Origin of the sequence: Mesorhizobium sp. M1406, assembly GCF_040317555.1 — a bacterium.
Lineage (GTDB): Bacteria > Pseudomonadota > Alphaproteobacteria > Rhizobiales > Rhizobiaceae > Mesorhizobium.
This window is the reverse complement of record NZ_JAMYKW010000016.1, coordinates 37,944-60,192: the sequence shown is the minus strand read 5'-3', so window position 1 is coordinate 60,192 and position 22,249 is coordinate 37,944. Positions and strand designations below refer to the sequence as shown.

22 protein-coding genes are annotated in these 22,249 nt (G+C 62.7%); 6 read left to right on the top strand and 16 right to left on the bottom strand.

Annotated elements, in window-relative coordinates:
- Positions 1-80 precede the first annotated feature (80 nt).
- A complete protein-coding gene (locus NKH03_RS15955) occupies positions 81-281 on the top strand; it encodes a hypothetical protein (RefSeq protein WP_352869942.1) in 201 nt (66 codons plus the stop codon).
- A gap of 184 nt (positions 282-465) precedes the next feature.
- A complete protein-coding gene (locus NKH03_RS15950) occupies positions 466-1,488 on the top strand; it encodes a fatty acid desaturase (RefSeq protein WP_352969148.1) in 1,023 nt (340 codons plus the stop codon).
- A 233-nt stretch (positions 1,489-1,721) separates the two neighbouring features.
- Here NKH03_RS15950 and NKH03_RS15945 read toward each other — a convergent pair whose 3' ends face one another.
- From NKH03_RS15945 to cysG, 6 genes are all read right to left on the bottom strand, one after another.
- Positions 1,722-2,342 carry a DJ-1/PfpI family protein gene (locus NKH03_RS15945; protein ID WP_352869945.1) on the bottom strand — a complete coding sequence of 207 codons (621 nt, stop codon included), beginning with the start codon at positions 2,340-2,342 and terminating at the stop codon, positions 1,722-1,724.
- A gap of 261 nt (positions 2,343-2,603) precedes the next feature.
- On the bottom strand, positions 2,604-3,137 hold the full coding sequence (locus NKH03_RS15940; protein ID WP_352969146.1) for a DUF934 domain-containing protein: 534 nt from the start codon (positions 3,135-3,137) through the stop codon (positions 2,604-2,606).
- A gap of 171 nt (positions 3,138-3,308) precedes the next feature.
- Positions 3,309-4,073, bottom strand: coding sequence for a phosphoadenylyl-sulfate reductase (locus NKH03_RS15935; protein ID WP_352969144.1), 765 nt, complete (start codon positions 4,071-4,073; stop codon positions 3,309-3,311).
- Positions 4,048-5,718: a nitrite/sulfite reductase gene (locus NKH03_RS15930; RefSeq protein ID WP_352880744.1), complete on the bottom strand. Its 1,671-nt coding sequence runs from the start codon at positions 5,716-5,718 to the stop codon at positions 4,048-4,050. The genes NKH03_RS15935 and NKH03_RS15930 overlap by 26 nt, the downstream gene beginning before the upstream one ends.
- Positions 5,719-5,760: 42 nt before the next feature.
- Positions 5,761-6,066 (bottom strand): DUF2849 domain-containing protein, encoded by a 306-nt coding sequence (locus NKH03_RS15925; RefSeq protein ID WP_352969142.1) that lies wholly within the window; start codon positions 6,064-6,066, stop codon positions 5,761-5,763.
- Positions 6,063-7,514: a siroheme synthase CysG gene (cysG, locus tag NKH03_RS15920; RefSeq protein ID WP_352969140.1), complete on the bottom strand. Its 1,452-nt coding sequence runs from the start codon at positions 7,512-7,514 to the stop codon at positions 6,063-6,065. The genes NKH03_RS15925 and cysG overlap by 4 nt, the downstream gene beginning before the upstream one ends.
- A gap of 415 nt (positions 7,515-7,929) precedes the next feature.
- Here cysG and NKH03_RS15915 point away from each other — a divergent pair, with 415 nt between their 5' ends.
- Positions 7,930-8,379, top strand: coding sequence for a baeRF12 domain-containing protein (locus NKH03_RS15915; protein ID WP_352880780.1), 450 nt, complete (start codon positions 7,930-7,932; stop codon positions 8,377-8,379).
- A 97-nt stretch (positions 8,380-8,476) separates the two neighbouring features.
- On the opposite strand, the gene NKH03_RS15910 is transcribed toward NKH03_RS15915, so the two are convergent.
- Positions 8,477-9,325 (bottom strand): AraC family transcriptional regulator, encoded by an 849-nt coding sequence (locus tag NKH03_RS15910; RefSeq protein ID WP_352969138.1) that lies wholly within the window; start codon positions 9,323-9,325, stop codon positions 8,477-8,479.
- Positions 9,326-9,533: 208 nt separating this feature from the next.
- Here NKH03_RS15910 and NKH03_RS15905 point away from each other — a divergent pair, with 208 nt between their 5' ends.
- Complete coding sequence (locus NKH03_RS15905; protein WP_352880742.1) at positions 9,534-10,454, top strand: zinc-binding dehydrogenase; 921 nt, start codon at positions 9,534-9,536, stop codon at positions 10,452-10,454.
- 26 nt (positions 10,455-10,480) lie between these two features.
- Here the strand turns inward: NKH03_RS15905 and NKH03_RS15900 are convergent, their stop codons facing one another.
- Positions 10,481-11,233, bottom strand: coding sequence for an SDR family NAD(P)-dependent oxidoreductase (locus NKH03_RS15900; RefSeq protein ID WP_352869962.1), 753 nt, complete (start codon positions 11,231-11,233; stop codon positions 10,481-10,483).
- 164 nt (positions 11,234-11,397) lie between these two features.
- On the opposite strand from NKH03_RS15900, the gene NKH03_RS15895 reads away from it, so the two are divergent.
- The gene (locus NKH03_RS15895; RefSeq protein WP_352869964.1) at positions 11,398-11,763 is read left to right on the top strand and encodes a nuclear transport factor 2 family protein; all 366 of its coding nucleotides are present in this window, start codon (positions 11,398-11,400) and stop codon (positions 11,761-11,763) included.
- A gap of 9 nt (positions 11,764-11,772) precedes the next feature.
- Here the strand turns inward: NKH03_RS15895 and NKH03_RS15890 are convergent, their stop codons facing one another.
- From NKH03_RS15890 to NKH03_RS15860, 7 genes are all read right to left on the bottom strand, one after another.
- Entirely contained in the window at positions 11,773-14,040 is a 2,268-nt protein-coding gene (locus tag NKH03_RS15890; RefSeq protein WP_352969136.1) for a transglycosylase domain-containing protein, read from the bottom strand.
- Between the two features lie 60 nt (positions 14,041-14,100).
- A complete protein-coding gene (locus tag NKH03_RS15885; protein WP_352969134.1) occupies positions 14,101-14,889 on the bottom strand; it encodes a YncE family protein in 789 nt (262 codons plus the stop codon).
- A 255-nt stretch (positions 14,890-15,144) separates the two neighbouring features.
- Complete coding sequence (locus tag NKH03_RS15880; RefSeq protein ID WP_013529552.1) at positions 15,145-15,291, bottom strand: hypothetical protein; 147 nt, start codon at positions 15,289-15,291, stop codon at positions 15,145-15,147.
- 25 nt (positions 15,292-15,316) lie between these two features.
- Complete coding sequence (locus NKH03_RS15875; RefSeq protein ID WP_352869970.1) at positions 15,317-15,571, bottom strand: GlsB/YeaQ/YmgE family stress response membrane protein; 255 nt, start codon at positions 15,569-15,571, stop codon at positions 15,317-15,319.
- A gap of 234 nt (positions 15,572-15,805) precedes the next feature.
- Positions 15,806-16,006, bottom strand: coding sequence for a hypothetical protein (locus tag NKH03_RS15870; RefSeq protein WP_352969132.1), 201 nt, complete (start codon positions 16,004-16,006; stop codon positions 15,806-15,808).
- A 98-nt stretch (positions 16,007-16,104) separates the two neighbouring features.
- Positions 16,105-16,725 (bottom strand): ribonuclease D, encoded by a 621-nt coding sequence (locus NKH03_RS15865; protein ID WP_352869974.1) that lies wholly within the window; start codon positions 16,723-16,725, stop codon positions 16,105-16,107.
- 117 nt (positions 16,726-16,842) lie between these two features.
- Positions 16,843-18,228 (bottom strand): M20/M25/M40 family metallo-hydrolase, encoded by a 1,386-nt coding sequence (locus tag NKH03_RS15860; protein ID WP_352869976.1) that lies wholly within the window; start codon positions 18,226-18,228, stop codon positions 16,843-16,845.
- A 416-nt stretch (positions 18,229-18,644) separates the two neighbouring features.
- Here NKH03_RS15860 and polA point away from each other — a divergent pair, with 416 nt between their 5' ends.
- Positions 18,645-21,602, top strand: a complete 2,958-nt coding sequence (gene polA / locus NKH03_RS15855) for a DNA polymerase I (RefSeq protein ID WP_352870045.1) — start codon at positions 18,645-18,647, stop codon at positions 21,600-21,602.
- 183 nt (positions 21,603-21,785) lie between these two features.
- Here the strand turns inward: polA and NKH03_RS15850 are convergent, their stop codons facing one another.
- Complete coding sequence (locus NKH03_RS15850; RefSeq protein WP_352869978.1) at positions 21,786-22,190, bottom strand: transcriptional repressor; 405 nt, start codon at positions 22,188-22,190, stop codon at positions 21,786-21,788.
- Between the last annotated feature and the right edge of the window lie 59 nt (positions 22,191-22,249).

Below are 22,249 nucleotides of genomic sequence, written 5' to 3'. Positions count from 1 at the left end.
CGGCTTTGCTTGCCACAAAGGCGTGATGCGGGAACCATTCCCTTGCTGGAGAAGTTTCGAAGCCGACACAGGATTTTGAGATGATGACCCGCAAAAGGACCGAAAAGGCAGAACGGCTGGCCACCGAGGTCAGACGCCAGCTCGGCGCCGAGGCGGTCACCCGCTTTATGCGCACCTTACCAGCCTTCCGCACGGAAGCCGACATTCCTGACCGATTCAGAAAACTGCTCGACCGCCTCGACGGAGCGGAGAAGAGTGACGTCGGCTGGCGCCGGCGGTAGAGAACGACCAATCTTGGCGGCAACCTCGGGTTCCCGAATGATCTTGAAAGCCCGCCGCTCCGGGGGGAAAACCATCAAACGGTGAACTGCGGTTGGCTCGACCCACAGGCCACGCGACAATTACGCGCAGTAATTTTGCGTGATCTTTGCTTGCGGTGCCGGGACACCCCGCCTATGCTTCGTGATGAACATGATTTCCCCTGAGGCGGTCGCCAACAGCAAGCGCGCCTGGCTGAAAATTCTGGCGCGCTACAAGAAGCCTGACAGGCGGCGCAGCGCCGTCGAACTCGCCATCACACTCATTCCGTTTGCCGTGCTCTGGGGACTGTCCTCGGCGTCCTATGCCTATGGCCATTGGTGGGGACTGATCCTGATCCTTCCCGCGGCCGGGTTTCTGGTGCGCATCTTCATGATCCAGCACGATTGCGGTCACGGCTCCTTCTTTGCCAATCGCTATGCGGACGACTGGATCGGCCGCGGGCTCGGCATCCTGACGCTGACACCCTACGACTGCTGGCGGCGCGCTCACGCGACGCACCATGCCAGCGCCGGCAATCTTGACGAACGCGGCATGGGCGACATCAGGACACTGACCGTTGCCGAATACCGGCAGATGTCATGGCGAGGCCGCCTTGCCTATCGTCTCTATCGCCACCCGCTGGTGATGTTCGGGCTCGGGCCGATCTGGCTGTTTATCTTCGAGCAAAGGCTGCCCGTCGGCATGATGCGGGGCGGCCTGACGCCCTGGGTGTCGTCGATGACCACCAATCTTGGCATCGCGATTGCGGCAGCCGTCCTCATCTGGTTCGTCGGCCCTGGCGCGTTCCTGGTGGTCCATCTGCCGATCGTCATCCTCGCCGGTTCGGCGGGCATCTGGCTGTTCTACGTCCAGCATCAGTTCGAGGAAACGGAATGGGCGAAGGACGCCGACTGGGAATTCCAGCACGCCGCCCTGCATGGCTCCTCCTACTACGACCTGCCGCCGGTGCTGAACTGGCTCACCGGCAATATCGGCGTCCATCACGTCCACCACCTCTCGGCCAGGGTTCCGTGCTACCGGCTGCAGGAAGTTCTGCGGGACTATCCGGAACTGCGCACCATCGGTCGCGTCACGCTGCTCGAAAGCCTGCGATGCGTCAAACTGGCGCTGTGGGACGAGAATCGCCGGAAACTGGTGTCTTTCCGCGAGGCGTGGGCGGCCGCCTAAGCAATTCCAGGAAAAGTGTGAAACGGTTTTCCCAGGAAAGCGCGCAGCGCTTTCCCTAATGCATGTCGCCAAAAAGTTACCTCGATTTTGGGAGAACGACATGCATAAAAACAAAGACCTAAAGCGCGTCGCCTGAATCCGTTCAAACGCGACGCGCTTTAGAGAATTGCGTCAAAACAGGAAAATAGAAAGGCCGTCGCGCTACAGGCTCGGCGGCCTTAAAAAATCCCGGATCAGGCCGCCTGGCGCTCGTCGCGCATCAGGATCTCGCCATGGCGGATCTCCGTGCCCAGCACCTTCAAGCATTCGCGGATGAAATTGGACAGGCCCGGCCAGCCCTTGGCCGAAACGAGATTGCCGTCGACATGGGCGCCGGTCGGCGCGACATCGATATAGATACCGCCAGCGAGCGTCACCTCAGGCTCGCAATAATGCAGGGCGGCGACTTCCCGGCCCCGCACCACCCCGTCGACAGCGATCAGGATCTGCACGCCATGGCAGATGGTGAAGATCGGCTTCCCGGCCTCGTGGAAATGCCGCACCAGCGCCTGCACGCGCTTGTCGATGCGGATGTATTCCGGGCCACGCCCGCCCGCCGCATAGACGGCATCGTATCCGGCTGGGTCCACCTCGGAGAACGTCTTGTTGAGGATATAATCGTGGCCGGGCTTCTCGGTATAGGTCTGGTGACCTTCGAAGTCGTGTAGCGATGTTTTCAATATATCGCCCGCCTTCTTGTCTGGACAGACGACATGGACCGTGTGTCCAACCGCATGCATGGCCTGCTCAAAGACGAAAATCTCATATTCCTCGCTGAACTCGCCAACGAGCATCAGTATCTTCTTGCCAGCCATTCCCGGTTCCTCCCTTGTGGCTATATTTATTTCGGGTCGCGAAATAATGGACCTATCCTAAGAGCAGGATGACAAAAGGGAAAGCGTAAATCGCACAATTGGTAAGACCAGTCGATGTGGATCGTGATCAGCATCGCCGCAGTACCGTTCGCAGGAAGCGAAAACGGCACTATTGGTTCGACCAGAATTTCTATCCGTACGGATAGTCCCGGAGAAGGCCCGATCAGAGCCGATGTAAAGATGTCGGAAATTACCGCCGCGTCAGCTGTCGCGAACGCGCCGCCAGGAATATTTCGGCCCCTTGGGCTCCGATACGGCGGCCGGCTGGGAATAGAGTCCCAACCCGCCGGTACGTCCCTCCTCCAGCCGCTTCAACAGCACGGGGCTAGAAATCTCGAACTCGTCGAAGCCAAGCCGCAGCATATGCGGCAACTGGTCGACCAGAACCTGCCCGGTGGCGCGCACCGTACCTTCGAAATCGTAGCGGCTGCGCAGCAACTCACCCTTGGAGAAGGAGCGGCCATCGCTGAAGGCCGGGAAGGCCAGCGCCACCAGCGAGAGCTGGTCGAGCAGGTCGGCGATCTTCTCGAGTTGGTCGCCCGGCTGAAGCACGACGCCGAGCCGTTCCTTGGCCGAGCGGCGCACCTCCGGCTCGAGATCGAGGAACGCCTGCAACGGCAGGATGAAGCGGCCGTTTCCGGAAAGCGCCTCGGCGCTTTCGGCATGGGCCCACTCATCCTCGCGAAAACCCTCAGGGGTCCAGAGCCGGATCTCCGGTGTCGTCGGTTCGGTCATTAAAAATTCCTAAAAACTCAAAGAAGCCGAGGGTGCGTTGAGATTCAGGTCAGGCCGCGCCGAAAATGGTGGCTTCCGAGAATCGGATCGGAGCGTCCTTGAAATACGTGACCACCGAAAGCGCAGGAAACCGCCGTTTGCAGGCCGGCCTTACCTGAATATCAACATACCCTAAAGTGATGCGTCGGTCAGCGACTTCTCCAGTCCCGACAGGTGAATGCCGCACTCGGTCTTGGCGTGGCCGGCCCAGCGGCCGCTGCGCGCGTCCTCGCCCGGCTGCACCGGCTGCGTGCACGGGAAGCAGCCGATCGACAGATAGCCATAGGCGACCAGCGGATTTTCGCGCAGCGCATGCGCGCGCATATAGTCCGCCTGATCCGATGTCGTCCAGTGCGCCAGCGGGTTGATACGGATGCGCGGGCCCACCGCTTCGAACACCGGAAGTGCTGCCCGTGTCGAGGCCTGGAAGCGCTTGCGGCCGGTGAACCAGGCGCGGAAAGGTGCAACGCCACGCGCCAGCGGCTCGACCTTGCGCACATCACAGCAGGCGTCGGTATTGCTCTGATGCAGATTGCCCGTCGGATCGATCCGTTCGAGCGCCGCTTCCTCGGGCTTGATCACCCTTATATTGGTCAGCCCGAAATCGGCGGCAAGCGCGTCGCGATAGCCGAGCGTCTCCTCGAAATGCTTGCCGGTGTCGAGGAAGATGACCGGCAGCGTTCGGTCGATCTTGGAGATCATATGCAACAGCACGGCCGAATCCGCGCCGAACGACGACACTGCTGATATCTCGTCGAGGAACAGTTCGCGGGCCGAGCGTTCGATGATCTCGAGCGGGTTCAGATGACCGTAAAGCGCATCCAGCCCCGCCGCCTTGGCGGCGATGCCGTCATCGACGTCGGTGATACGGTCAAGCGGCCTTGGCTTCGCCAGCATAGAGCGCCTCCTTGAACGGCGCGGGACCGACTCGGCGGTAGGCGTCGATGAATTTCTCTTGTGGGTCGAGCCGAAGGCCGAGATAGGTCTCGACGATCTGCTCTATGGCATCGGTGATCTCTTCCGACGAGAAGCCGCGGCCGATGATCTCGCCGACAGAGGTGTTCTCGTCGGCCGAGCCGCCCAGCGTCACCTGATAGAGCTCGGAGCCCTTCTTCTCGACGCCGAGGATGCCGATGTGGCCGACATGATGATGGCCGCAGGCATTGATGCAGCCGGAGATCTTCAGCTTCAGTTCGCCGATCTCGCGCTGACGCTCCAGCGAGGCGAAGCGGCGCGAGATTTCCTGCGCGATCGGGATCGAGCGCGCCGTGGCCAGCGCGCAATAGTCGAGGCCAGGACAAGCGATGATGTCCGATATCAGGTTGGAATTGGCCGTCGCCAGGCCGATGCCGACCAGCGCGTCATAGACCGCCTTGAGATCGGCGCGCGCCACATGCGGCAGGATCAGGTTCTGCTCGTGGCTGACACGCAACTCGTCGTATGCGTATGTCTCGGCGATGTCGGCGACCGCTTCCATCTGGCTGTCCGAGGCGTCGCCGGGCACCTCGCCGATGCCCTTGAGCGAGATCGTCACCGCCGCGTAGTCCGGGTGGCGATGCGTCACGACATTCTGGTCGAGCCACTCCGAGAACCCCTTGGAATCCAGGCGCGCCAGCTTGACCGCCTGGTCGCCTTCTGGCCGCTCGGTAAGCTCCGGCGGTGCGAAATAGGCCTCGATGGCGCGGATATCGGCTTCCGGCAGCTTCAGCTCGGCATCCTTCAACTCCTGCCATTCGGCCTCGACCTGGCGGGTGATTTCCTCGACGCCGGTCTCGTGGACGAGGATCTTGATGCGCGCCTTGTACTTGTTGTCGCGGCGGCCATAGAGGTTGTAAACGCGCAGGATCGCCGTGCAGTAGGACAGAAGGTCGGCTTCCGGCAGGAAGTCGCGGATCTTGCGGGCCACCATCGGCGTGCGGCCCTGGCCGCCGCCGATATAGACGGCAAAGCCGAGTTCGCCGGCGGCGTTCTTCTTCAGGTGCAGGCCGATGTCGTGGGTCTGGATGGCGGCGCGGTCGCGCTCGGCACCCGTCACCGCGATCTTGAATTTGCGCGGCAGGAACGAGAATTCCGGATGCACCGACGACCACTGGCGCAGGATTTCTGCATAGGGTCGCGGATCGGCGACCTCATCGGCGGCGGCACCGGCGAAATGGTCGGCGGTGACGTTGCGGATGCAATTGCCGCTGGTCTGGATGGCATGCATCTCTACGCTTGCCAGATCGGCCAGGATCGCCGGAATATCCGACAGCGCCGGCCAGTTGAACTGGATGTTCTGGCGCGTGGTGAAATGGCCGTAGCCCTTGTCGTATTTGCGGGCGATGTGACCCAGCATGCGCAACTGCTTGCCGTTCAGCGTGCCATAGGGCACTGCGATGCGCAGCATGTAGGCGTGCAACTGAAGATAGACGCCGTTCATCAGCCTGAGCGGCCGGAACTGGTCCTCGGTGATCTCGCCGGCAAGGCGACGCTGGACCTGGTCGCTGAACTCGGCGACACGGGCCTGGACAAAATCGTGGTCGAACTCATCGTAACGGTACATGCTTCGTCTTTCAGGGCGCGTCCGCCCATGCCTGGTGTCTTGTTAAGCTGCCCAAATCGCCTGCTTGGCAGCCTGCTTGCCGAGATCGTTGCGGATGGTCGGGCCGGCAGCGCGGATCTTCTCACGCAACCGCAGCGGCTCAACGACGCCGTTGACGACATCGGCATCGATCAAATTGACGTCGACCACTTCGTTGGCGGCATAGGCCTTGGCGCCGACCGCCTCGAGGCGATCCTCGGCCGCCTTGTCATGGGCGAGGTCGGCATGGTCCACCGTCTCGGCCCAGCCGCCATCGGCGTACCAGACGGCAATGCCGTCGGTCAGGCGGTTGGCGGTCAGAATCTTCATGACTGAACTCCTTCGGCGACCGAACTGGACGCGCCTTCATGCCTGTGTGCCGCGAGCGGCTCGGACCGCTCAAAGTTGGCGCCGGCAACCGCATCGCCGATGATGGTCATGACCGGACCGGAAAGATCGGCGCGCTCTTCCAGCGACGGCAGGTCGGCAAGCGTGCCGTGGAAGCGGCGGCGGTTGGCAAGGCTGGCATTCTCGACCACGGCCACCGCCGTATCCGGCGATAGCCCGGCCTCGATCAGCCGGCCGGCAACCTCGGCCGCCACCGAGCGGCCCATATAGACGGCGACGGTGGCGCCCGAAATAGCGAGCTTGGCCCAGTCGGGCAGCGAATTGCCCTTGAGGTCGTGGCCGGTGGTGAACACCATCGACGAAGAAACCCCGCGCAACGTCAGCGGCAGTTCGAAATCGGCGGCAGCGGCGAAGGCCGCGGTGACGCCCGGAACCACCTCGTAGGCGATGCCGGCATCACGCAGCGCCGCCATCTCTTCGCCAGCCCGGCCGAACACCAGCGGATCGCCCGACTTCAGCCGCACGACACGCTTGCCTTCACGGCCAAGTTCGACCAGCAGCGCATTGATCTGCGCCTGGCTCTTGGTGTGGCAGCCCTTGCGTTTTCCGACCGGCAGGCGTTCGGCATCGCGGCGACCCATGGCAACGACCACCTCCGGCACCAGCGCATCATGGACGATGACATCGGCCTCCATCAGCAGACGATGGGCGCGGAGGGTCAGAAGATCCTCGGCGCCCGGACCGGCGCCGACCAGCGCGATGTGGCCGCGAGCCGGCGTGTTCGAACGCAGAAGATCGACGGTGGCGTCATGCGCCTGCGAAAGCTGGCCGGCTTCAGCCGCGCGGGCAGGAGCACCCGTGAAGAAATCATTCCAGAAGCGGCGCCGGGCATTGCCTCTCGGCAGCAGCTTCTCGGCAGTCCCGCGAAACGAAGCGGCAAGCGTTGCCAGCGGCCCGAGCGACGGCGACAGCATGCGGTCGATGCGGCCGCGCAGCATCTGGGCAAGCACCGGCCCGGCGCCCTCGGTGCCGATGGCGATGGCGACCGGCGCACGGTTGACCAGCGCCGGGGTGAAGAAATCGCAGAGCTCAGGCCGGTCGACGGCATTGACCGGAATGCCCAGCCGGCGCGCGTCCGCGGCCACGCGCCGATCGAGTGCCTCGTCGCCGCTGGCGGCAAACACCATGACCGCGCCGTCGAGCTGCGACGCGTCGTAAGTGGCGGCGAGATGATTGGTGCCGGTTTGAGCGATGAAGGCCAAGAGGTCGGGCTCGGCATGTTCGGCGATGATGCGCAAGACCGCGCTCGACTGTCCGATCAGCCGCGCCTTGGCCAGCGCCTCTTCGCCGCCGCCGACGATGGCCACGGCTTGCCCCTCCACTCGCATGAAGACGGGGAAGGCGTTGAGTTTGGGAGCATTGTTCGACATGGGCGCGAGCAGAATCCTGAACAGGCTTGCAGTTCTACGCGCGAGCGCGAGAAACCAGAAGGAACGCACTCGCGCATCCCCTGTCGGGATGCAATCGCTTTTCTGAAAGCATTCCAGCCAAGAGAAAAATATTCCTCATCGGCGGGTGAGGCGGATTCAAGCTCCTGTCGCAGGCCTTGATTTACAGCTCTTTTAGCGCGCGGCGGGAAATGCCGCAAAACAGTTTTTTCTAAATTCTACCAATTTAGTAGATTAAAGCGCCCAGCCCGGATGCCCGAATGTCCAAGCTTATGGGATGCTGGCGGGAACATTACCGGTTCGAGACGCGTTCCCTAAAAGCCCGTCGCGTTAGACCGAAACCCGGCCGCGGCATGTCGCAAGACACCGGAACGGCCCAAAAAGGAGCCTTGTCATCATGAGCACAATCAACCTGAAGCATGGCATCTGGGTTTTAGTGGCCGACGGCGAGAAAGCGCTTTTCTTGAGGAATGCCGGCGACAACAAATATCCGAATCTCGAGGTCGTGCAGGAAATCGAACAGGACAACCCGCCCACCCGCGAGCAAGGCAGCGACAGCCCGGGCCGATACAATGATGGTCCCTCGGTGCACCGCAGCGCGGTCGAGGATACGGACTGGCACCGCATCGGCAAGGAGCGTTTCGCAGATGAGATTGCTGACCGGCTCTACAAGCTCGCGCATAGCGGCGAGTTCAAAGAGATCGTGCTTATCGCCCCACCGATGGTGCTTGGGACAATGCGCAAGAAGCTTCACAAGGAAGTCGAGGACAAAGTGACCGCCGAAATTCCCAAGACACTGACCAACCACGCCCTATTCGAGATCGAGGCCTTGCTGCGGGCAGCCTGATCGTCGTGAGCAAATCGCGACGGACCGAGGCGGAATACCATCGAGAAATTCAAATCGGGGCCGGCGGTCGTCATTGGCAAGTCGTTGGCGGCATTCGTCATCGTCGTTGCCTTCGGCTATCCCCTGGCCACCGCGCTGATGATCTCGGCAAGCCTTGCCCAGATCGGTGAACACTGCTGAGGTATTTGGCCGGGGGCTTCCCGAGTGCCTTCTTGAACATGGTGATGAAGGCCGTGACGGATTCATAACCAAGATCGCCCGAGACTTGCTGCACGCTGGCGCCGGAGGCCAGCTCTCGTATTGCGACGATCAAGTGCAATTGCTGGCGCCAGCGCCCGAAGCTCAGCCCCGTCTCCTTGACCACGAGACGCGCGAGACTGCTCTCGCTCAGCGCAACGCGGTTGGCCCATTCTGCCAGGGTGCTGCGGTCGGCAGGATCTTGCGCCAGCGCTTCGGCGATCCGTCTCAAGCGCGGCTCGGATGAGATCGGCAGATGCAACTGCTGGACAGGCATGCGCGGCAGCTCGGTAAGCAGGGTCCTGGTCAAAAGCTCATCCCGCGCCTGATCGTCCTGCGCACCATCGGACAGCTCGATGATCAGTTCGCGCAGCAGCGGCGAGATCGAAAGCGTGCAGCACTGGTCCGGCAGATCGGCGGCTCCAGGCTCGATGTACACGAAGAAAATTCGAGCGTTGGCCGTCGCCATATTGCTGTGTTCCATGTCGCCGGGAATCCACACCCCGCAATGAGGCGGCACCATCCATAAGCCGCTGGGGACGTGGCATGTGACACCGCCTCCGAGCGCGAAGACGAGTTGGCCCTTGCGGTGCCGATGGGCGGGTACCTCCGCTCTGGTCTCGGTGACGTCAACGCGCACGACAATGGCCGGCGCGGAAACCTCATCCACATCGAAATTGAGCCAGGGATAGCGAAGGGGCTGTCTCATGATTGACTGCTTTTAGCGATCAACTGCCTAGATATCTAAATTATTCAAAGAGGAAAATCGATAGGTTCCGCTTGTGAATGAGCACGTCTGGAGTGCGGGGAGCTTGGTGAAGGGGTTCTTCGATCCGCGGCGCCTGCGAACCAGAAGATCGAGGCGTAGCAGCTGCCTGAAGGCTATGCGCCCACCACGCGGCAGGAAGGCATGGCCCATGCTCGCCTTAGTCATCTCTCCCGAAAGTGCCACCAGACTGAGGCTCGTGGAGGTTGCCGAGCCTCAAGCTACCTCGAACGAAGCGCTCGTCTCGGTCCGCGCAACGTCGCTGAACCGCGGCGAATTGCGCCTGCTCGCCATCCGTCCGAACGGCTGGATACCGGGTCAGGACATCGTTGGGGTTGTCGAACGGACGGCAGCCGATGGCTCCGGGCCAGCCGTGGGCGCCCGGGTTGCGGCTCTGGTCGACCAGGCCGGCTGGGCCGAACGGGTCGCCGTTCCAACCGACCGCCTCGCGGTCCTGCCGGATGACGTCAGCTTCGTCTCCGCCGCCACGCTTCCGGTCGCGGGCACGACGGCGCTGCGGACATTGCGCCATGGCGGCGACCTGGCCGGCCAGCAGGTCCTGGTCACCGGTGCAAGCGGCGCGGTCGGTCGTTTCCAGATCCAGATCGCCCGCGCGCAGGGCGCCTCGGTGACCGCGATCGCCGCCGCCCGGCATGCCGAGGATATCCGCGGCCTTGGAGCCGAGCAGGTTGTCGAAGCGATCGAATTAGCCGAGGGCCCGTTTTCGCTGATCACCGAATCCGTCGGTGGCCAAAGCCTCGCACACGCGATCGAACGCGTCGCGCCTGGCGGGACCATTGTTATGTTCGGTTCAAGCAGCGGCGAACTGACACCCGTTGGATTCCGCCAGTTCGTTCCTGATCATGAAGGGGCGAGGCTTCAGACCTTTGCGTACTACACGTCAGGTCCAGGCATTGGCGAGGACATCGCCTCGCTGCTCACGCTGGTCGCGGCTGGCCGGCTCGAAACGCGCGTGGCCTTGACCGTGCCGTGGACAGACATCGCGCAAGCGCTGGACGCACTGCGACAGCGCAGCTTCAGCGGCAAGGCTGTGCTCACCATAGCCGAATGAGCAGTCCACGGCCTGAAGCCGGCCGCTCACACGTGCTGGCCGCCATTGATGTGGATTTCCGAGCCCGTCACATAGGATGCCTGCTGCGAGCACAGGAAGAAGATGATGTCGGCGACTTCCGCCGTGGTGCCAAGGCGTCGCAGCGGGATCGTCTCGACGATCTTGTCCGTGCCCGGCGACAGGATCGCGGTGTCGATCTCGCCTGGCGCGATGGCGTTGACGCGGATGCCGTGCGGGCCGAAATCATGCGCCATCTCGCGCGTCAGCGAGCCAAGTGCGGCCTTCGAGGTCGCATAGGCGGTTCCGGCAAAGGGATGCACGCGGGTGCCGGCGATCGAGGTGACGTTGACGATCGAGCCCTTGGCCGCCGCCAATTCCTTGAATAGCCCGCGCGCCAGCATGATCGGCGCGAAGAAATTGACCTGGAACACGTCGCGCCAGACATGCATCGGCGTGTCGATCGAGTCCATGCGGCTGTTGCCGTTCTTGAGCTTGGGCGAAATGCCGGCATTGTTGACCAGCGCATGCAGCTGGCCGCCATGTGCCTCGAGCCGGTGGCGGATTTCCGAAACGGCAATACCGACATCCTCCTGATCGGCAAGGTCGACCTTGATGTGGTCCTCAGGCCCAGCCGGCCACGGGCAATCCTCGGCAAAGGCCTGGCGCGAGCAGGTGATGACGCGCCAGCCCTCGCGCGAAAAACGCTTGACCGTGGCGTGGCCGATTCCGCGGCTGGCGCCGGTCAGCACGATGGTCTTTCTGGTGTCGAGTTCGGTCATTTCAGGGTCTCCGGCCGGCAGATGTAGCCGAACGCCGCCGAGGTGGCGAGAGCCGAAATGTCACCATTCGCCTCATCGCCGGAACCGGGAAGCCAACTCGCCGTTGGTTCGAGAGTTGCGGGTAAGGGGCGTGGGGTTTCAGATCGATCAATCGGGATAGAGCCATGACACAGACAGCACCCCTCGACATCGCCACCGCCTTTACCAAGGCGTGGACAAGCCACGACCTTGAAAAGGCAGCATCCTTTGTCGCCGACGACGTCGTCTTTGATGGGCCGATGCAGCAATCGACCGGTAAGAAATCCTATCTCGAGGGCCTGACCAAACTTTCGCACGACGTTACCGGAGTGCGCATTATCGCCGCCTTTGGTGATGATCGCCAGGCGCTGCTCATGTATGACTTGATGACAAGGTCGTCCGGCGCGCTGTCCTGTGCCAAGCATCTCACCGTCAGAGGCGGCAAGATTCACAGCGACAAACTGACCTTTGACAGCAAGAAGCTGGGTAGCGCCAAGCCACGGGCGAATTAGCCGGCTGGTTCAGCCGCCAAGGAGATCGAGAATCGAGGTCTGCCGCTTCTTGCGCGGACCGCCGACGTCGCCTAGCGGCACCGGGTGCTTGATCGACGCGGTGGCGCCGTCGTCCTCCGGCATGGAAGGGCCATCGGCATCGACGGTCTGGGCGGGACGCACCGCGCGGACCGGTGCCGGCGTCTGGGCGACCGGCGCGGTTGGCCGCGCCTGCTGGCCGACGGACGCGGACGGAACCGGCGCCGGCGGCGTGTTGCTTGCCGACGGTATCTCATCGGGCACGACGGTGTCGGCCGGCGTCGATTTCCAGGTGCCGGGCAGCGGCCGCACCGGCACGCCCTCGTGGGCTGCGACCATGAATTCGTGCCAGGCCTGCGCCGGCAGTGCGCCGCCGGTGACCTTCTTCATCGGGCTGCCGTCATCGTTGCCGAACCACACACCGGTGGTGAGGTTGGCGGTGTAGCCGACGAACCAGGCGTCGCGCGAATTCTGGCTGGTGCCGGTCTTGCCGGCGGACGGCCAGGCGAAAGCCGCTTTCCGGGCGGTGCCGATCTCGACCGTGCCGGTCATCATCGAGTTCATCATGCCGACGATCTCGGGCTTGACGACACGCGGCGCGCTGACGCCACCGCTGTCGTAGAGCACCTTGCCCTCGGCGGTCGTCACGCGGCGGATGAAATGGATGTCCGGCTTGTAGCCGCCATTGGCGAAGGGCACATAGGCCGATGTCAGTTCCAGCGGCGTCACTTCCGAAGTGCCGAGCGCGATCGAGGTGTTGGACTGCAGGTCGGACTGGATGCCCATGCGGTGCGCCGCCTCGACAACCGCGTTCGGCCCGACCTCCATGGTCAATTGGGCGGCGACCGAATTCAGCGATTTGGCCAATGCGGTGGCCAGCGTCACCTTGCCGAAATACTTGCCGTGGTAATTGTCGGGCGTCCAGTTGCCGATCTTGATCGGCGCGTCGTTGCGCACGCTGTCGGGTGTGCGGCCGGCTTCAAGGGCTGCCATATAGACGAACGGCTTGAATGCCGAGCCCGGCTGGCGGCGTGCTTCGGATGCGCGATCGAACTGGCTGGTCGAATAGTCGTAGCCGCCGACCATGGCGCGCACCGCGCCGGAATCGTCGATGGACACCAGGACGCCCTGGCTGACGTTGAGCTTCTTGCCGCTTTCGTCGATCAGCCTGCGTATAGACTGTTCGGCGAGCTTCTGCAGGTTCAGGTCGACGGTGCTGTCGACGACGATGTCGCCGCGCACGTCACCGATCAGGTCGGGCAGTTCCTCCATGATGGTGTCGGCGACGTAGTTCTCCGAACCGGTCCAGTAGGATGGCGCGCGCGTTGCCGGCGCGCTCATCGCCGAGGTCAGTTCCTTGGCGCTGATCTTACCCTCGTTGCGCATGGCGGCAAGCACCAGTTGCGAGCGTTCCTCGGCGGCCTTGGGGTCACGTGCCGGCGACAACCGCGACGGCGCCTTCAACAGGCCGGCAAGCAATGCGGCTTCCGACAGGGTGACGTCGCGTGCGCTCTTGCCGAAATAGCGGCGCGAGGCCGCTTCGACGCCATAGGCGCCGGAACCGAAATAGACCCGGTTCAGGTACATTTCGAGGATCTGGTCCTTGGTGTGCTTGTGCTCCAGCCACAGCGCCAGCAGCACCTCCTGCACCTTGCGCTCCAGCGTACGGTCGGGCGTCAGGAACAGGTTCTTGGCCAATTGCTGGGTCAGCGTCGAGCCGCCCTGCGAGAAATGCCCGCCAAGCACGTTGGTCACCATGGCGCGCGACAGGCCGATCGGGTCGATGCCGAAATGCGAGTAGAAGCGGCGGTCCTCGATGGCGATGACCGCCTCTGGGATATAGGGCGACATTTCATGCAAGCCGACCGCCTCGCCGCCGCTCATGCCGCGATTGGCGAGCAATTGGCTATCGGCCGAGACGATCTTGATGTTGGGGGCGCGGTCGGGGATCGACCAGGTCGTCGCCGCCGGCATCTTGGCACCGTAGTAGACGACGATGCCGGCCGCCGCGATGCCGCCCCAGATGGCAAGCACGAAGCACCAGTAGAACAGCCGGCCGAGCGCGCCGAACAGGCCGCGCCGGCTTCTGCCGCGCTTGGCCCGCGATGATTTTCCTTTGGTCGGCTTGCGTTTGGCGGAGGCTTTGCGGTTGCTCGGCACGACGCGATCCTCCTCATTCACCGAAAGGCCCGCCGAGGATCGCGCCTGCGGCGGTCCGTCGAAACTGGGTTCGATGCGGTTGTCTCTGCGGTACGCCATGCGCTGTGCTTGATATCCCCGATGCCTATGGCGCTCCGGTTGAAGAGTAGATGCGGCGATTTAAGGGCGGGTTAAGTCGTGTCCGAATGCCGGCACCTGGGGATTGATCAGCGACGCCAGTGCGAAAAAGGCCAGCGTCTGCTCCTCACAGGTCACAGCCACGACGTTGTTGGACCGATCGATATCGAGACCTTTCGGCCCGCCCTCCTCCGGGCTGGCTCTGCCACGTAGAAAGGTTTCCTCGTCGAGGACGGCAATCGAGCGCGTTGGCGCCCGATTCCCGGTCCAGTCACCGCTGCCGGCATAGACATGTACCATCCGGCTGCCCGCGTCGGCGACGAGGATGTGCCGATCGTCAGCGGTAAAGCGCACGCCGTGCGGATAGCCGGCGTTCCGCAGGACGCCGGCCGGCTCACTGTCCGGTCCAAGCGACGCGGACATCCTGTAGATCTTCACATCCTTGGTGCCGTGGCTGCTGACGGCGATCCACTGGCCATCATGGCTGAGCGCAATGCCGTCCGGTATATCAAGACCGCGCTTCAGAAGCGGCTGATTGCTTGTGGCGCGATAGCCAAGCCAGCGGTTGACCACGTGCCGGGTGACCAGATGCGTGTAGTTGTTGCAGACCAGCAAGGTGACCCGGCCGTGCGACTCGAGCCTGACCGCAATCGAGCCCGGCGAATTCAGTTTGGAAGACCGCCGGCCCTTGACCCGGCGAATGGCCGCAATCTCACGACTTTGGCCAGCCGGTTCTTCACGTGGCAGAGCAAACAGCGCAACCAGCCCATCGCGATTGGCGATCGCCAGGGTGCGGTCATCGACGAAATCGAGGCCATGGATTTCGCCCATGCTGTCGGACGTCAACTCCATGAAATCGTGAAGTGTAACGCCTTGCCCGTCAGCTCCCGTCTCGACGTCGATGCGCAGGATCAGGCAGCGCCTGCGCGCATATCCCGCGATTGCCAGCAACCGGTTATCAGGCGAAAAGCGCAGATCCTCGGTCCGCCCAATCGCCGAAAGGGCCGCCCGCACGGCTCCGCTGGCTTTGTAAGCGATCCTGGATATCATCGGAAATGCCTGAATCGCGGACCGAAATCCACGTTTTCAATTCTGTTGGATCGAAATACCCTTGTCGTCGATCTTGAGCTCGACGCCCTTCGGCTTGGTCTGCTCGCGGTAGACATAAATGCCGAGCGCGATAACCACGACGACGAGCGCGCCAATGACGAGATAGAGCGTATTCTGTTTCATGACGCGCTCTTTGCGTTGTCGAGCCTCAAGCTCGTTTCAGGACCTTGACCAGTACCAGCAGGATGATGGCGCCGATGGTGGCGTGGATGATGGAAGCGAGAATGCCGCCGCCGATGGAGAAGCCGAGCCGCGGGAACAGCCAACCGGCGATAAACGCGCCGACGATGCCGACAATGATGTTGCCGATCAGGCCGAAGCCGAAGCCGGAAACGATGAGACCGGCGAGCCAGCCGGCGATGGCACCGATGATGATGAAGACGAGCAGGCTTTCGACACCCATAGAGATTTCCTCCGAGCAAGAGGACGACGGCGGAACGGAAGGCTCCGAATCGCCTCGATTAACGGCTTCAGGCTATTCGAAAGCAGCCGGCCTCGCCAGCGGCCCGCTCACCAGAACAATTCTAGGAAAAGTGTGAAGCGGTTTCCCGGGAAAGGCGCGCAGCGCTTTCCCTGGAGGATTGCGTCAAACAAGGAGTTAGAGCAGCTCGCCGTTTCCGTGAAACGGTGAACTGCTCTAATCGTCGTCGTCGCTGGCAGTGGGCCGCCAGCTGGTCGGTTCGACCTTCTTTTGTGTGTCACTGTCTGTATAGACCCACCAGCCACCGTCGCGATATTGCGCGATGGATTGGTTGATGACGCCGTCGCTGTCTTTCCAGGTGACGGAGACCTTGGAGCCGTCGGTCGGCGCGGTCGCTATCGGCTTTCTGTCCGTCATGTCATCCCCTTTGAACCGACGAAGCTGAGCCGACAGAACGCGGCTGCCCGCATCCGGTTCCAAACCCGGCCATTGGAAGGAAACCGCCGCGACGACGGTCAGCTATGGGCGAAGATATCCTCTTCGTCCCAGCCCATCAGATCGAGTTTGGCACGCGTCGGCAGGAAGCGAAAGCAGGCATCGGCCTCCTTTGTCCGCCCATCTCGTGCCAGCCGCCCGGCCAACACATCGCGCAAGCGGTGCAGATAGAGCACGTCGGAAGCCGCATATTCGAGCTGTTCGGGCGACAGGGTTTCGACCGCCCAGTCCGACGATTGCTGCGCCTTGGACAGGCCGACACCGAGAAGCTCGAAGCATATGTCCTTCAGCCCGTGCCGGTCGGTGTAGGTGCGGGTCAGCCGCGAGGCGATCTTGGTGCAAAACACCGGCTCCGGCATCACGCCGAACGCATTGTAGAGCACCGCAAGGTCGAAGCGTCCGTAATGGAACAGCTTGGTCACGCCGCGGTTTCTCAACAGGCTGACGAGGTTCGGCGCTTTTTTTTGCCCCGGCGCGATCTGGATGACATCGGCCGTACCGTCGCCAGGCGAGATCTGCACCACGCACAGCCGGTCACGATGCGGGTTCAGCCCCAGCGTCTCGGTGTCGATGGCCACTGCCCCGACATTGTAATGCGAAAGATCGGGCAGATCATGCTTGTGGAAACGGATGTCGGCCATTGTCTTCTCCGGTCGCGCGTCCCTTGACCCGCAAGGGACGCTGTAGAGCTTTTGTCTTGTGGCCCGTCCTCGCCGCGATCCGCTGAAAAATCAACAGGAAAACTAGAGTCCCGCCGCTCAGCGCGTCAGCGCATCGAGAATCCGCGCCCACGAGCGCTGGCCCTTGTGGAAGGAGCTGAGCTCGTATTTCTCGTTGGGCGAGTGGATGCGGTCGTCGTCGAGGCCGAACCCGACCAACAGCGATTCCATGCCGAGATAGGTCTGGAAATCGCCGACCACAGGGATCGACCCGCCGCTGCCCGTCGTCACCGCCGGCTTCGGCCATTCGTCGGACAGCGCATTCTTGGCCTTGGCCAGGAATGGCGAATCATAGGAAAGCTGGATTGCCGGCGAGCCGCCATGCGGGTGGAATTCGACCGAACAGTCGGCCGGGATGCGCTCCTTGACGAATTTCTGGAACGCGTCGCGGATTTTCTTCGGGTCCTGTTTATGGACGAGGCGAAACGACACCTTCGCCGAGGCTTCCGCCGCGATCACCGTCTTGAAGCCCTTGCCGGTGTAGCCGCCGATAATGCCGTTGAACTCGGCCGTCGGCCGCGCCCAGGTCAATTCCAGCACCGAGCGGCCCTTTTCCCCCGACGGGATCGACAGGCCGACAGGACCGAGGAAAGTCTCGGCCGTCTCGCCAAGCGTTTCCCATGATTTCAGGATTTGCGACGGCGTTTCCTCGACGCCGTCATAGAAGCCGGGAATGGCAATATGGCCATCCTTGTCATGGATATCGGCCAGCACCTTGGCCAATATGCGGATCGGATTGGCGGCAGCGCCGCCATAGAGGCCGGAATGCAGGTCGCGATCGGCGGCCTTTACCGTGATCTCCTCACCGACCAGGCCGCGCAACCCGACGCAGATCGACGGTGTGTCGCGGTCCCACATGCCGGTATCGCAGACCAGCGCGAAATCGGCCTTGAGCTCGTCGGCATTGGCCTCGAGGAACGGCTTCAGCGACGGCGAGCCGGATTCCTCCTCGCCTTCGAACAGGATGGTGATGCGGCAGGGCAAATTGCCGTGCACCTGCTTCCAGGCGCGGCAAGCCTCGACAAAGGTCATCAGCTGGCCCTTGTCGTCGGCCGAGCCGCGTCCGGTGATCACCTTGTGATCCGGGCCGACCTCCTTGACCGCGGGGGCGAACGGGTCGCTTTCCCACAATTCGATCGGGTCTACCGGCTGCACGTCGTAGTGGCCGTAAAACAGCACATGCGGCGAACCGGCCGGACCGTCGTGATGCGCAACCACCATCGGGTGTCCGCGCGTGTCGCGAACGCTGGCATCGAAGCCGATCAGCTTGAGCTCCGCCACCAGCCATTCCGCCGCCTCGCGGCAGTCGGCGGCATAGGCCGGATCGGTGGAGATCGACCTGATCCTGAGCAGGCCGAACAGGCGTTCGAGGCTCTGGTCGAGATTCTTGTCGAGACGGTCGAGAACGGGGGAAACTGCGGACATGTGTGAAGCCTTTCGATTCAGAACCGGAACCGTAAAGGCAGGACAGGAAAACGAAAAGCCCGCGATCATTGGACCACGGGCTGCAGACGTCCGTCCGAGATAAAAAAAGACCGCCGTGGTGGAGGGGGAACCGCGGCGGCCTTCTACTCGAAACGATGCGGCAGCCCGGAGAGGGGGGATAGGCTGCCGCAGGTGTCCGGGACAGGCGGGGGACGGGCCTTGCTCCGGACTCGGCGAAAATTGCCGATGGCATGTATTTGTGTCTTTGAACGTGGCGATTCAAGGGCACGAAGATTACACTTTTGTAACATGACCGTGAGCGGGTCGGTGCCGGTCTGTCAGGGTGTTGCCGGAACCGGTATTTGAGGCCGCCTTTGGCATGGACCAAGCCGCCGCGCCGCGCTATCCCTGCCGACATGAAAAAAGGCGATCATCTCTTCCTTGTCGACGGCTCCGGCTATATCTTTCGTGCCTATCACGCGCTGCCGCCGCTGACCCGCAAATCCGATGGCCTGCCAGTCGGCGCCGTTTCCGGTTTCTGCAACATGCTGTGGAAGCTGGTGCTCGACGCACGCAACACCGATGTAGGCATTGTGCCGACGCATTTCGCCGTCATTTTCGACTATTCGTCGAAAACCTTTCGCAACGACCTCTACCCCGAATACAAGGCCAACCGCTCGGCGCCTCCAGAAGACCTGATCCCACAATTCGGCTTGATCCGCCAGGCAACCAGGGCGTTCAACCTGCCTTGCATAGAAGTCGAAGGCTATGAGGCCGACGATCTGATCGCCACCTATGCCAGGCTCGCCTGCGAGGCCGGCGGCGACACCACCATCATCTCCTCCGACAAGGACCTGATGCAGCTGGTCGGCGACACGGTCGGCATGTACGACCCGATGAAGGACCGCCAGATCGGCATTCCCGAGGTCATCGAGAAATGGGGCGTGCCGCCAGAGAAAATGGTCGACTTGCAGGCGCTGACCGGTGACTCGGTCGACAATGTGCCTGGGGTGCCCGGCATCGGGCCGAAGACGGCGGCACAACTGCTCGAGCAGTTCGGCGACCTCGACACGCTGCTGGCCCGCGCCGGCGAGATCAGGCAGGACAAGAGGCGCGAATCGATCATCGCCAACGCCGACAAGGCGCGCGTTTCGCGTCAGTTGGTGACGCTGATGAACGACGTGCCGGTGGCCGAGGGGCTGGATGACTTCGTGCTGCACCCGCCGGACGGCCCAAAACTGATCGGCTTCCTCAAGACCATGGAATTCACCTCGCTCACCCGCCGCGTGGCGGAAGCGACCGGCACCGAGGCAGGTGATGTCCAGGCCGTCGCGGTGACGGTCGAACGCGCCGATCATGCCCATGGCCCGGATGTCGGGGCCGGAGTGCCAGCTGTTGCCCGAGCCGAGTCCGGCGCCGAGCCTGGCCAGGCCAGCGGAGCGGCAACGACGGAAACGTCAAAACAAGGCGACACCCCTTCCCTGCTCGCCGCGCTGAGGCTGGAGAGTGCGGCCACCCGCAAGATCGATACATCTGCCTATCACTGCGTCCGCGATATCGCGACCTTGAAAGCCTGGGTCGCCGAGGCAACCGGGACCGGCCTTGCCGCTTTCGACGTCAGGGCGACGTCGGCCGATCCGATGCAAGCCGAGTTGATCGGCATATCCATCGCCACGGCGCCCGGCCGCGCCGCCTACATTCCTTTTACCCACAAAAGCGGCAACGGTGACCTGCTCGGCGGCGGCGTGGTTGAAAACCAGATTCCTCTGCGCGAGGCGCTGGCCTTGCTGAAACCGCTGCTGGAAGACAAGTCGGTTCTCAAGATCGCGCAGAACCTGAAATACGATCTCGTCGTCATGAGCCGTTACGGCATCGATGTCGCGCCCTTTGACGACACCATGCTGATCTCCTATGTGCTCGACGCCGGTACCCCCCATGGTCACGGCCTAGACTCGCTTGCCGAGAAATGGCTGGGTCATACCCCTCTCTCGCTCAAGGACGTGACCGGCTCCGGCAAAAGCTCCGTCGGTTTCGATCAGGTCGGCATCGACAAGGCGACCGCTCATGCCGCCGAAGACGCCGATATGACGCTGCGGCTCTGGTTGGTGCTGAAACCGCGCCTTGCCGCCAAGGGTCTGGTGTCGGTCTATGAGCGGCTGGAACGGCCGCTGGTGCCGGTGCTGGCGCGCATGGAACAGCGCGGCATCTCTGTCGATCGGCAGATCCTGTCGCGGCTGTCGGGCGAACTGGCGCAGGGCGCCGCCCGGCTGGAAGAAGAAATCTATCAGCTCATCGGCGAACGCATCAACATCGGCTCGCCAAAACAGCTCGGCGACATCCTGTTCGGGCGCATGGGTCTGCCCGGCGGGTCCAAGACCAAGACCGGCCAGTGGTCGACCTCGGCGCAGCTTCTCGAAGACCTTGCCGCCGAGGGACATGAACTGCCGCGCAAGATCGTCGACTGGCGACAGCTGACCAAGCTGAAATCGACCTATACCGATGCGCTGCCCGGCTTCATCCACCCCGAAACCAAGCGCGTCCACACCTCCTACGCGCTGGCCGCGACAACGACGGGGCGCCTGTCATCATCCGACCCGAACCTGCAGAACATCCCGGTGCGCACCGCCGAAGGCCGCAAGATCAGGACCGCCTTCATCACCGACAAGAGCCATCGGCTGGTCTCGGCCGACTACAGCCAGATCGAGCTGCGGGTGCTCGCCCATGTCGCTGAGATCCCACAGCTCAAGCAGGCCTTCGCTGATGGCGCCGATATCCACGCCATCACGGCGTCGGAAATGTTCAACGTGCCTGTCGAGGGCATGCCTTCGGAAGTCCGCCGCCGCGCCAAGGCGATCAATTTCGGCATCATCTACGGCATTTCGGCCTTCGGCCTCGCCAACCAGCTGTCGATCCCGCGCGAGGAGGCAAGCAACTACATCAAGAAATATTTCGAGCGCTTCCCCGGCATTCGCGACTACATCGAAGAGACCAAGGCCTATGCCCGCGAGCACGGCTTTGTCGAAACGATCTTCGGCCGCCGCATCCACTATCCGGACATCCGATCCTCGAACCCGTCGCTGCGCGCCTTCAACGAGCGCGCCTCGATCAACGCCCGCCTGCAAGGCACCGCAGCCGACATCATCCGCCGTGCCATGATCCGCATGGAGGAGGCGCTGGAAAAAGCTGGTCTTTCAGCACGCATGCTGCTGCAGGTGCATGACGAATTGATCTTCGAGACCGTCGAGGCCGAAGTCGAGGCGACGATCCCGGTCGTGCGTCACGTCATGGAGAACGCGGCGATGCCGGCGGTATCGATGTCGGTGCCGCTGCATGTCGACGCCCGCGCCGCCAACAACTGGGACGAGGCGCATTGACGCTCCGCCACTTCGTCATCCTAGGGCGAAGCAAGGAGCGAAGCGACGCGGCGCAGACCCTAGGATCCATGCCGTGACGCCAGAGCGCTGCGGCTGTGGAGATTTGATTTATTCTGCACCGCTGCAATCGTCGGAAATGTAACGGAATGGATCACTCCGCCCTAGGATGACGAAGATAAGGTCTTAGGCCGCTTCCGCCAGGCACTTGGCACACGTCCCGCGAAATTCGATCACCGCCTTCTTGGCGGCGAAGCCTGTCGAGCGCACCCATTCGTCCAGCCGGTGGTCGACATCGTGGTCGGACATCTCGGTCACTTGCCCGCAAGTGTCGCAGATCGCGAAGGCGGTCATCGAGTGACTGTGATCGTGTGGCTCGACGCAAGCGACGAAGGAGTTGATGCTTTCGAGCCGATGCACGAAACCGGACTTCACCAGCGTGTCGAGCGCCCGATAGACCTGCAGTGGCGCGCGGAAACCACGCTCGCGCAGCTGGTCAAGCAAGGTGTAGGCGCTGAGCGGGCCGCTGGCGGCCTCAAGCTTCTCAAGCACGCACAGCTGGTTCTTCGTCAGCACATCCCTTGCCGCCATGGTCCTTGATCCAACTCGCCTTGTGTCGCTCGCGCATCATTGCCGCGCACAAACGATCC

Excerpts from the sequence above, each read along its gene's own strand:
- NKH03_RS15955 (WP_352869942.1), top strand. The coding sequence starts at position 81 with ATGATGACCCGCAAAAGGACCGAAAAGGCAGAACGGCTGGCCACCGAG.
- NKH03_RS15950 (WP_352969148.1), top strand. The coding sequence starts at position 466 with ATGAACATGATTTCCCCTGAGGCGGTCGCCAACAGCAAGCGCGCCTGG.
- NKH03_RS15945 (WP_352869945.1), bottom strand. The coding sequence starts at position 2,342 with ATGGCTGGCAAGAAGATACTGATGCTCGTTGGCGAGTTCAGCGAGGAA.
- NKH03_RS15940 (WP_352969146.1), bottom strand. The coding sequence starts at position 3,137 with ATGACCGAACCGACGACACCGGAGATCCGGCTCTGGACCCCTGAGGGT.
- NKH03_RS15935 (WP_352969144.1), bottom strand. The coding sequence starts at position 4,073 with ATGCTGGCGAAGCCAAGGCCGCTTGACCGTATCACCGACGTCGATGAC.
- NKH03_RS15930 (WP_352880744.1), bottom strand. The coding sequence starts at position 5,718 with ATGTACCGTTACGATGAGTTCGACCACGATTTTGTCCAGGCCCGTGTC.
- NKH03_RS15925 (WP_352969142.1), bottom strand. The coding sequence starts at position 6,066 with ATGAAGATTCTGACCGCCAACCGCCTGACCGACGGCATTGCCGTCTGG.
- cysG (WP_352969140.1), bottom strand. The coding sequence starts at position 7,514 with ATGTCGAACAATGCTCCCAAACTCAACGCCTTCCCCGTCTTCATGCGA.
- NKH03_RS15915 (WP_352880780.1), top strand. The coding sequence starts at position 7,930 with ATGAGCACAATCAACCTGAAGCATGGCATCTGGGTTTTAGTGGCCGAC.
- NKH03_RS15910 (WP_352969138.1), bottom strand. The coding sequence starts at position 9,325 with ATGAGACAGCCCCTTCGCTATCCCTGGCTCAATTTCGATGTGGATGAG.
- NKH03_RS15905 (WP_352880742.1), top strand. The coding sequence starts at position 9,534 with ATGCTCGCCTTAGTCATCTCTCCCGAAAGTGCCACCAGACTGAGGCTC.
- NKH03_RS15900 (WP_352869962.1), bottom strand. The coding sequence starts at position 11,233 with ATGACCGAACTCGACACCAGAAAGACCATCGTGCTGACCGGCGCCAGC.
- NKH03_RS15895 (WP_352869964.1), top strand. The coding sequence starts at position 11,398 with ATGACACAGACAGCACCCCTCGACATCGCCACCGCCTTTACCAAGGCG.
- NKH03_RS15890 (WP_352969136.1), bottom strand. The coding sequence starts at position 14,040 with ATGGCGTACCGCAGAGACAACCGCATCGAACCCAGTTTCGACGGACCG.
- NKH03_RS15885 (WP_352969134.1), bottom strand. The coding sequence starts at position 14,889 with ATGGGCGAAATCCATGGCCTCGATTTCGTCGATGACCGCACCCTGGCG.
- NKH03_RS15880 (WP_013529552.1), bottom strand. The coding sequence starts at position 15,291 with ATGAAACAGAATACGCTCTATCTCGTCATTGGCGCGCTCGTCGTCGTG.
- NKH03_RS15875 (WP_352869970.1), bottom strand. The coding sequence starts at position 15,571 with ATGGGTGTCGAAAGCCTGCTCGTCTTCATCATCATCGGTGCCATCGCC.
- NKH03_RS15870 (WP_352969132.1), bottom strand. The coding sequence starts at position 16,006 with ATGACGGACAGAAAGCCGATAGCGACCGCGCCGACCGACGGCTCCAAG.
- NKH03_RS15865 (WP_352869974.1), bottom strand. The coding sequence starts at position 16,725 with ATGGCCGACATCCGTTTCCACAAGCATGATCTGCCCGATCTTTCGCAT.
- NKH03_RS15860 (WP_352869976.1), bottom strand. The coding sequence starts at position 18,228 with ATGTCCGCAGTTTCCCCCGTTCTCGACCGTCTCGACAAGAATCTCGAC.
- polA (WP_352870045.1), top strand. The coding sequence starts at position 18,645 with ATGAAAAAAGGCGATCATCTCTTCCTTGTCGACGGCTCCGGCTATATC.
- NKH03_RS15850 (WP_352869978.1), bottom strand. The coding sequence starts at position 22,190 with ATGGCGGCAAGGGATGTGCTGACGAAGAACCAGCTGTGCGTGCTTGAG.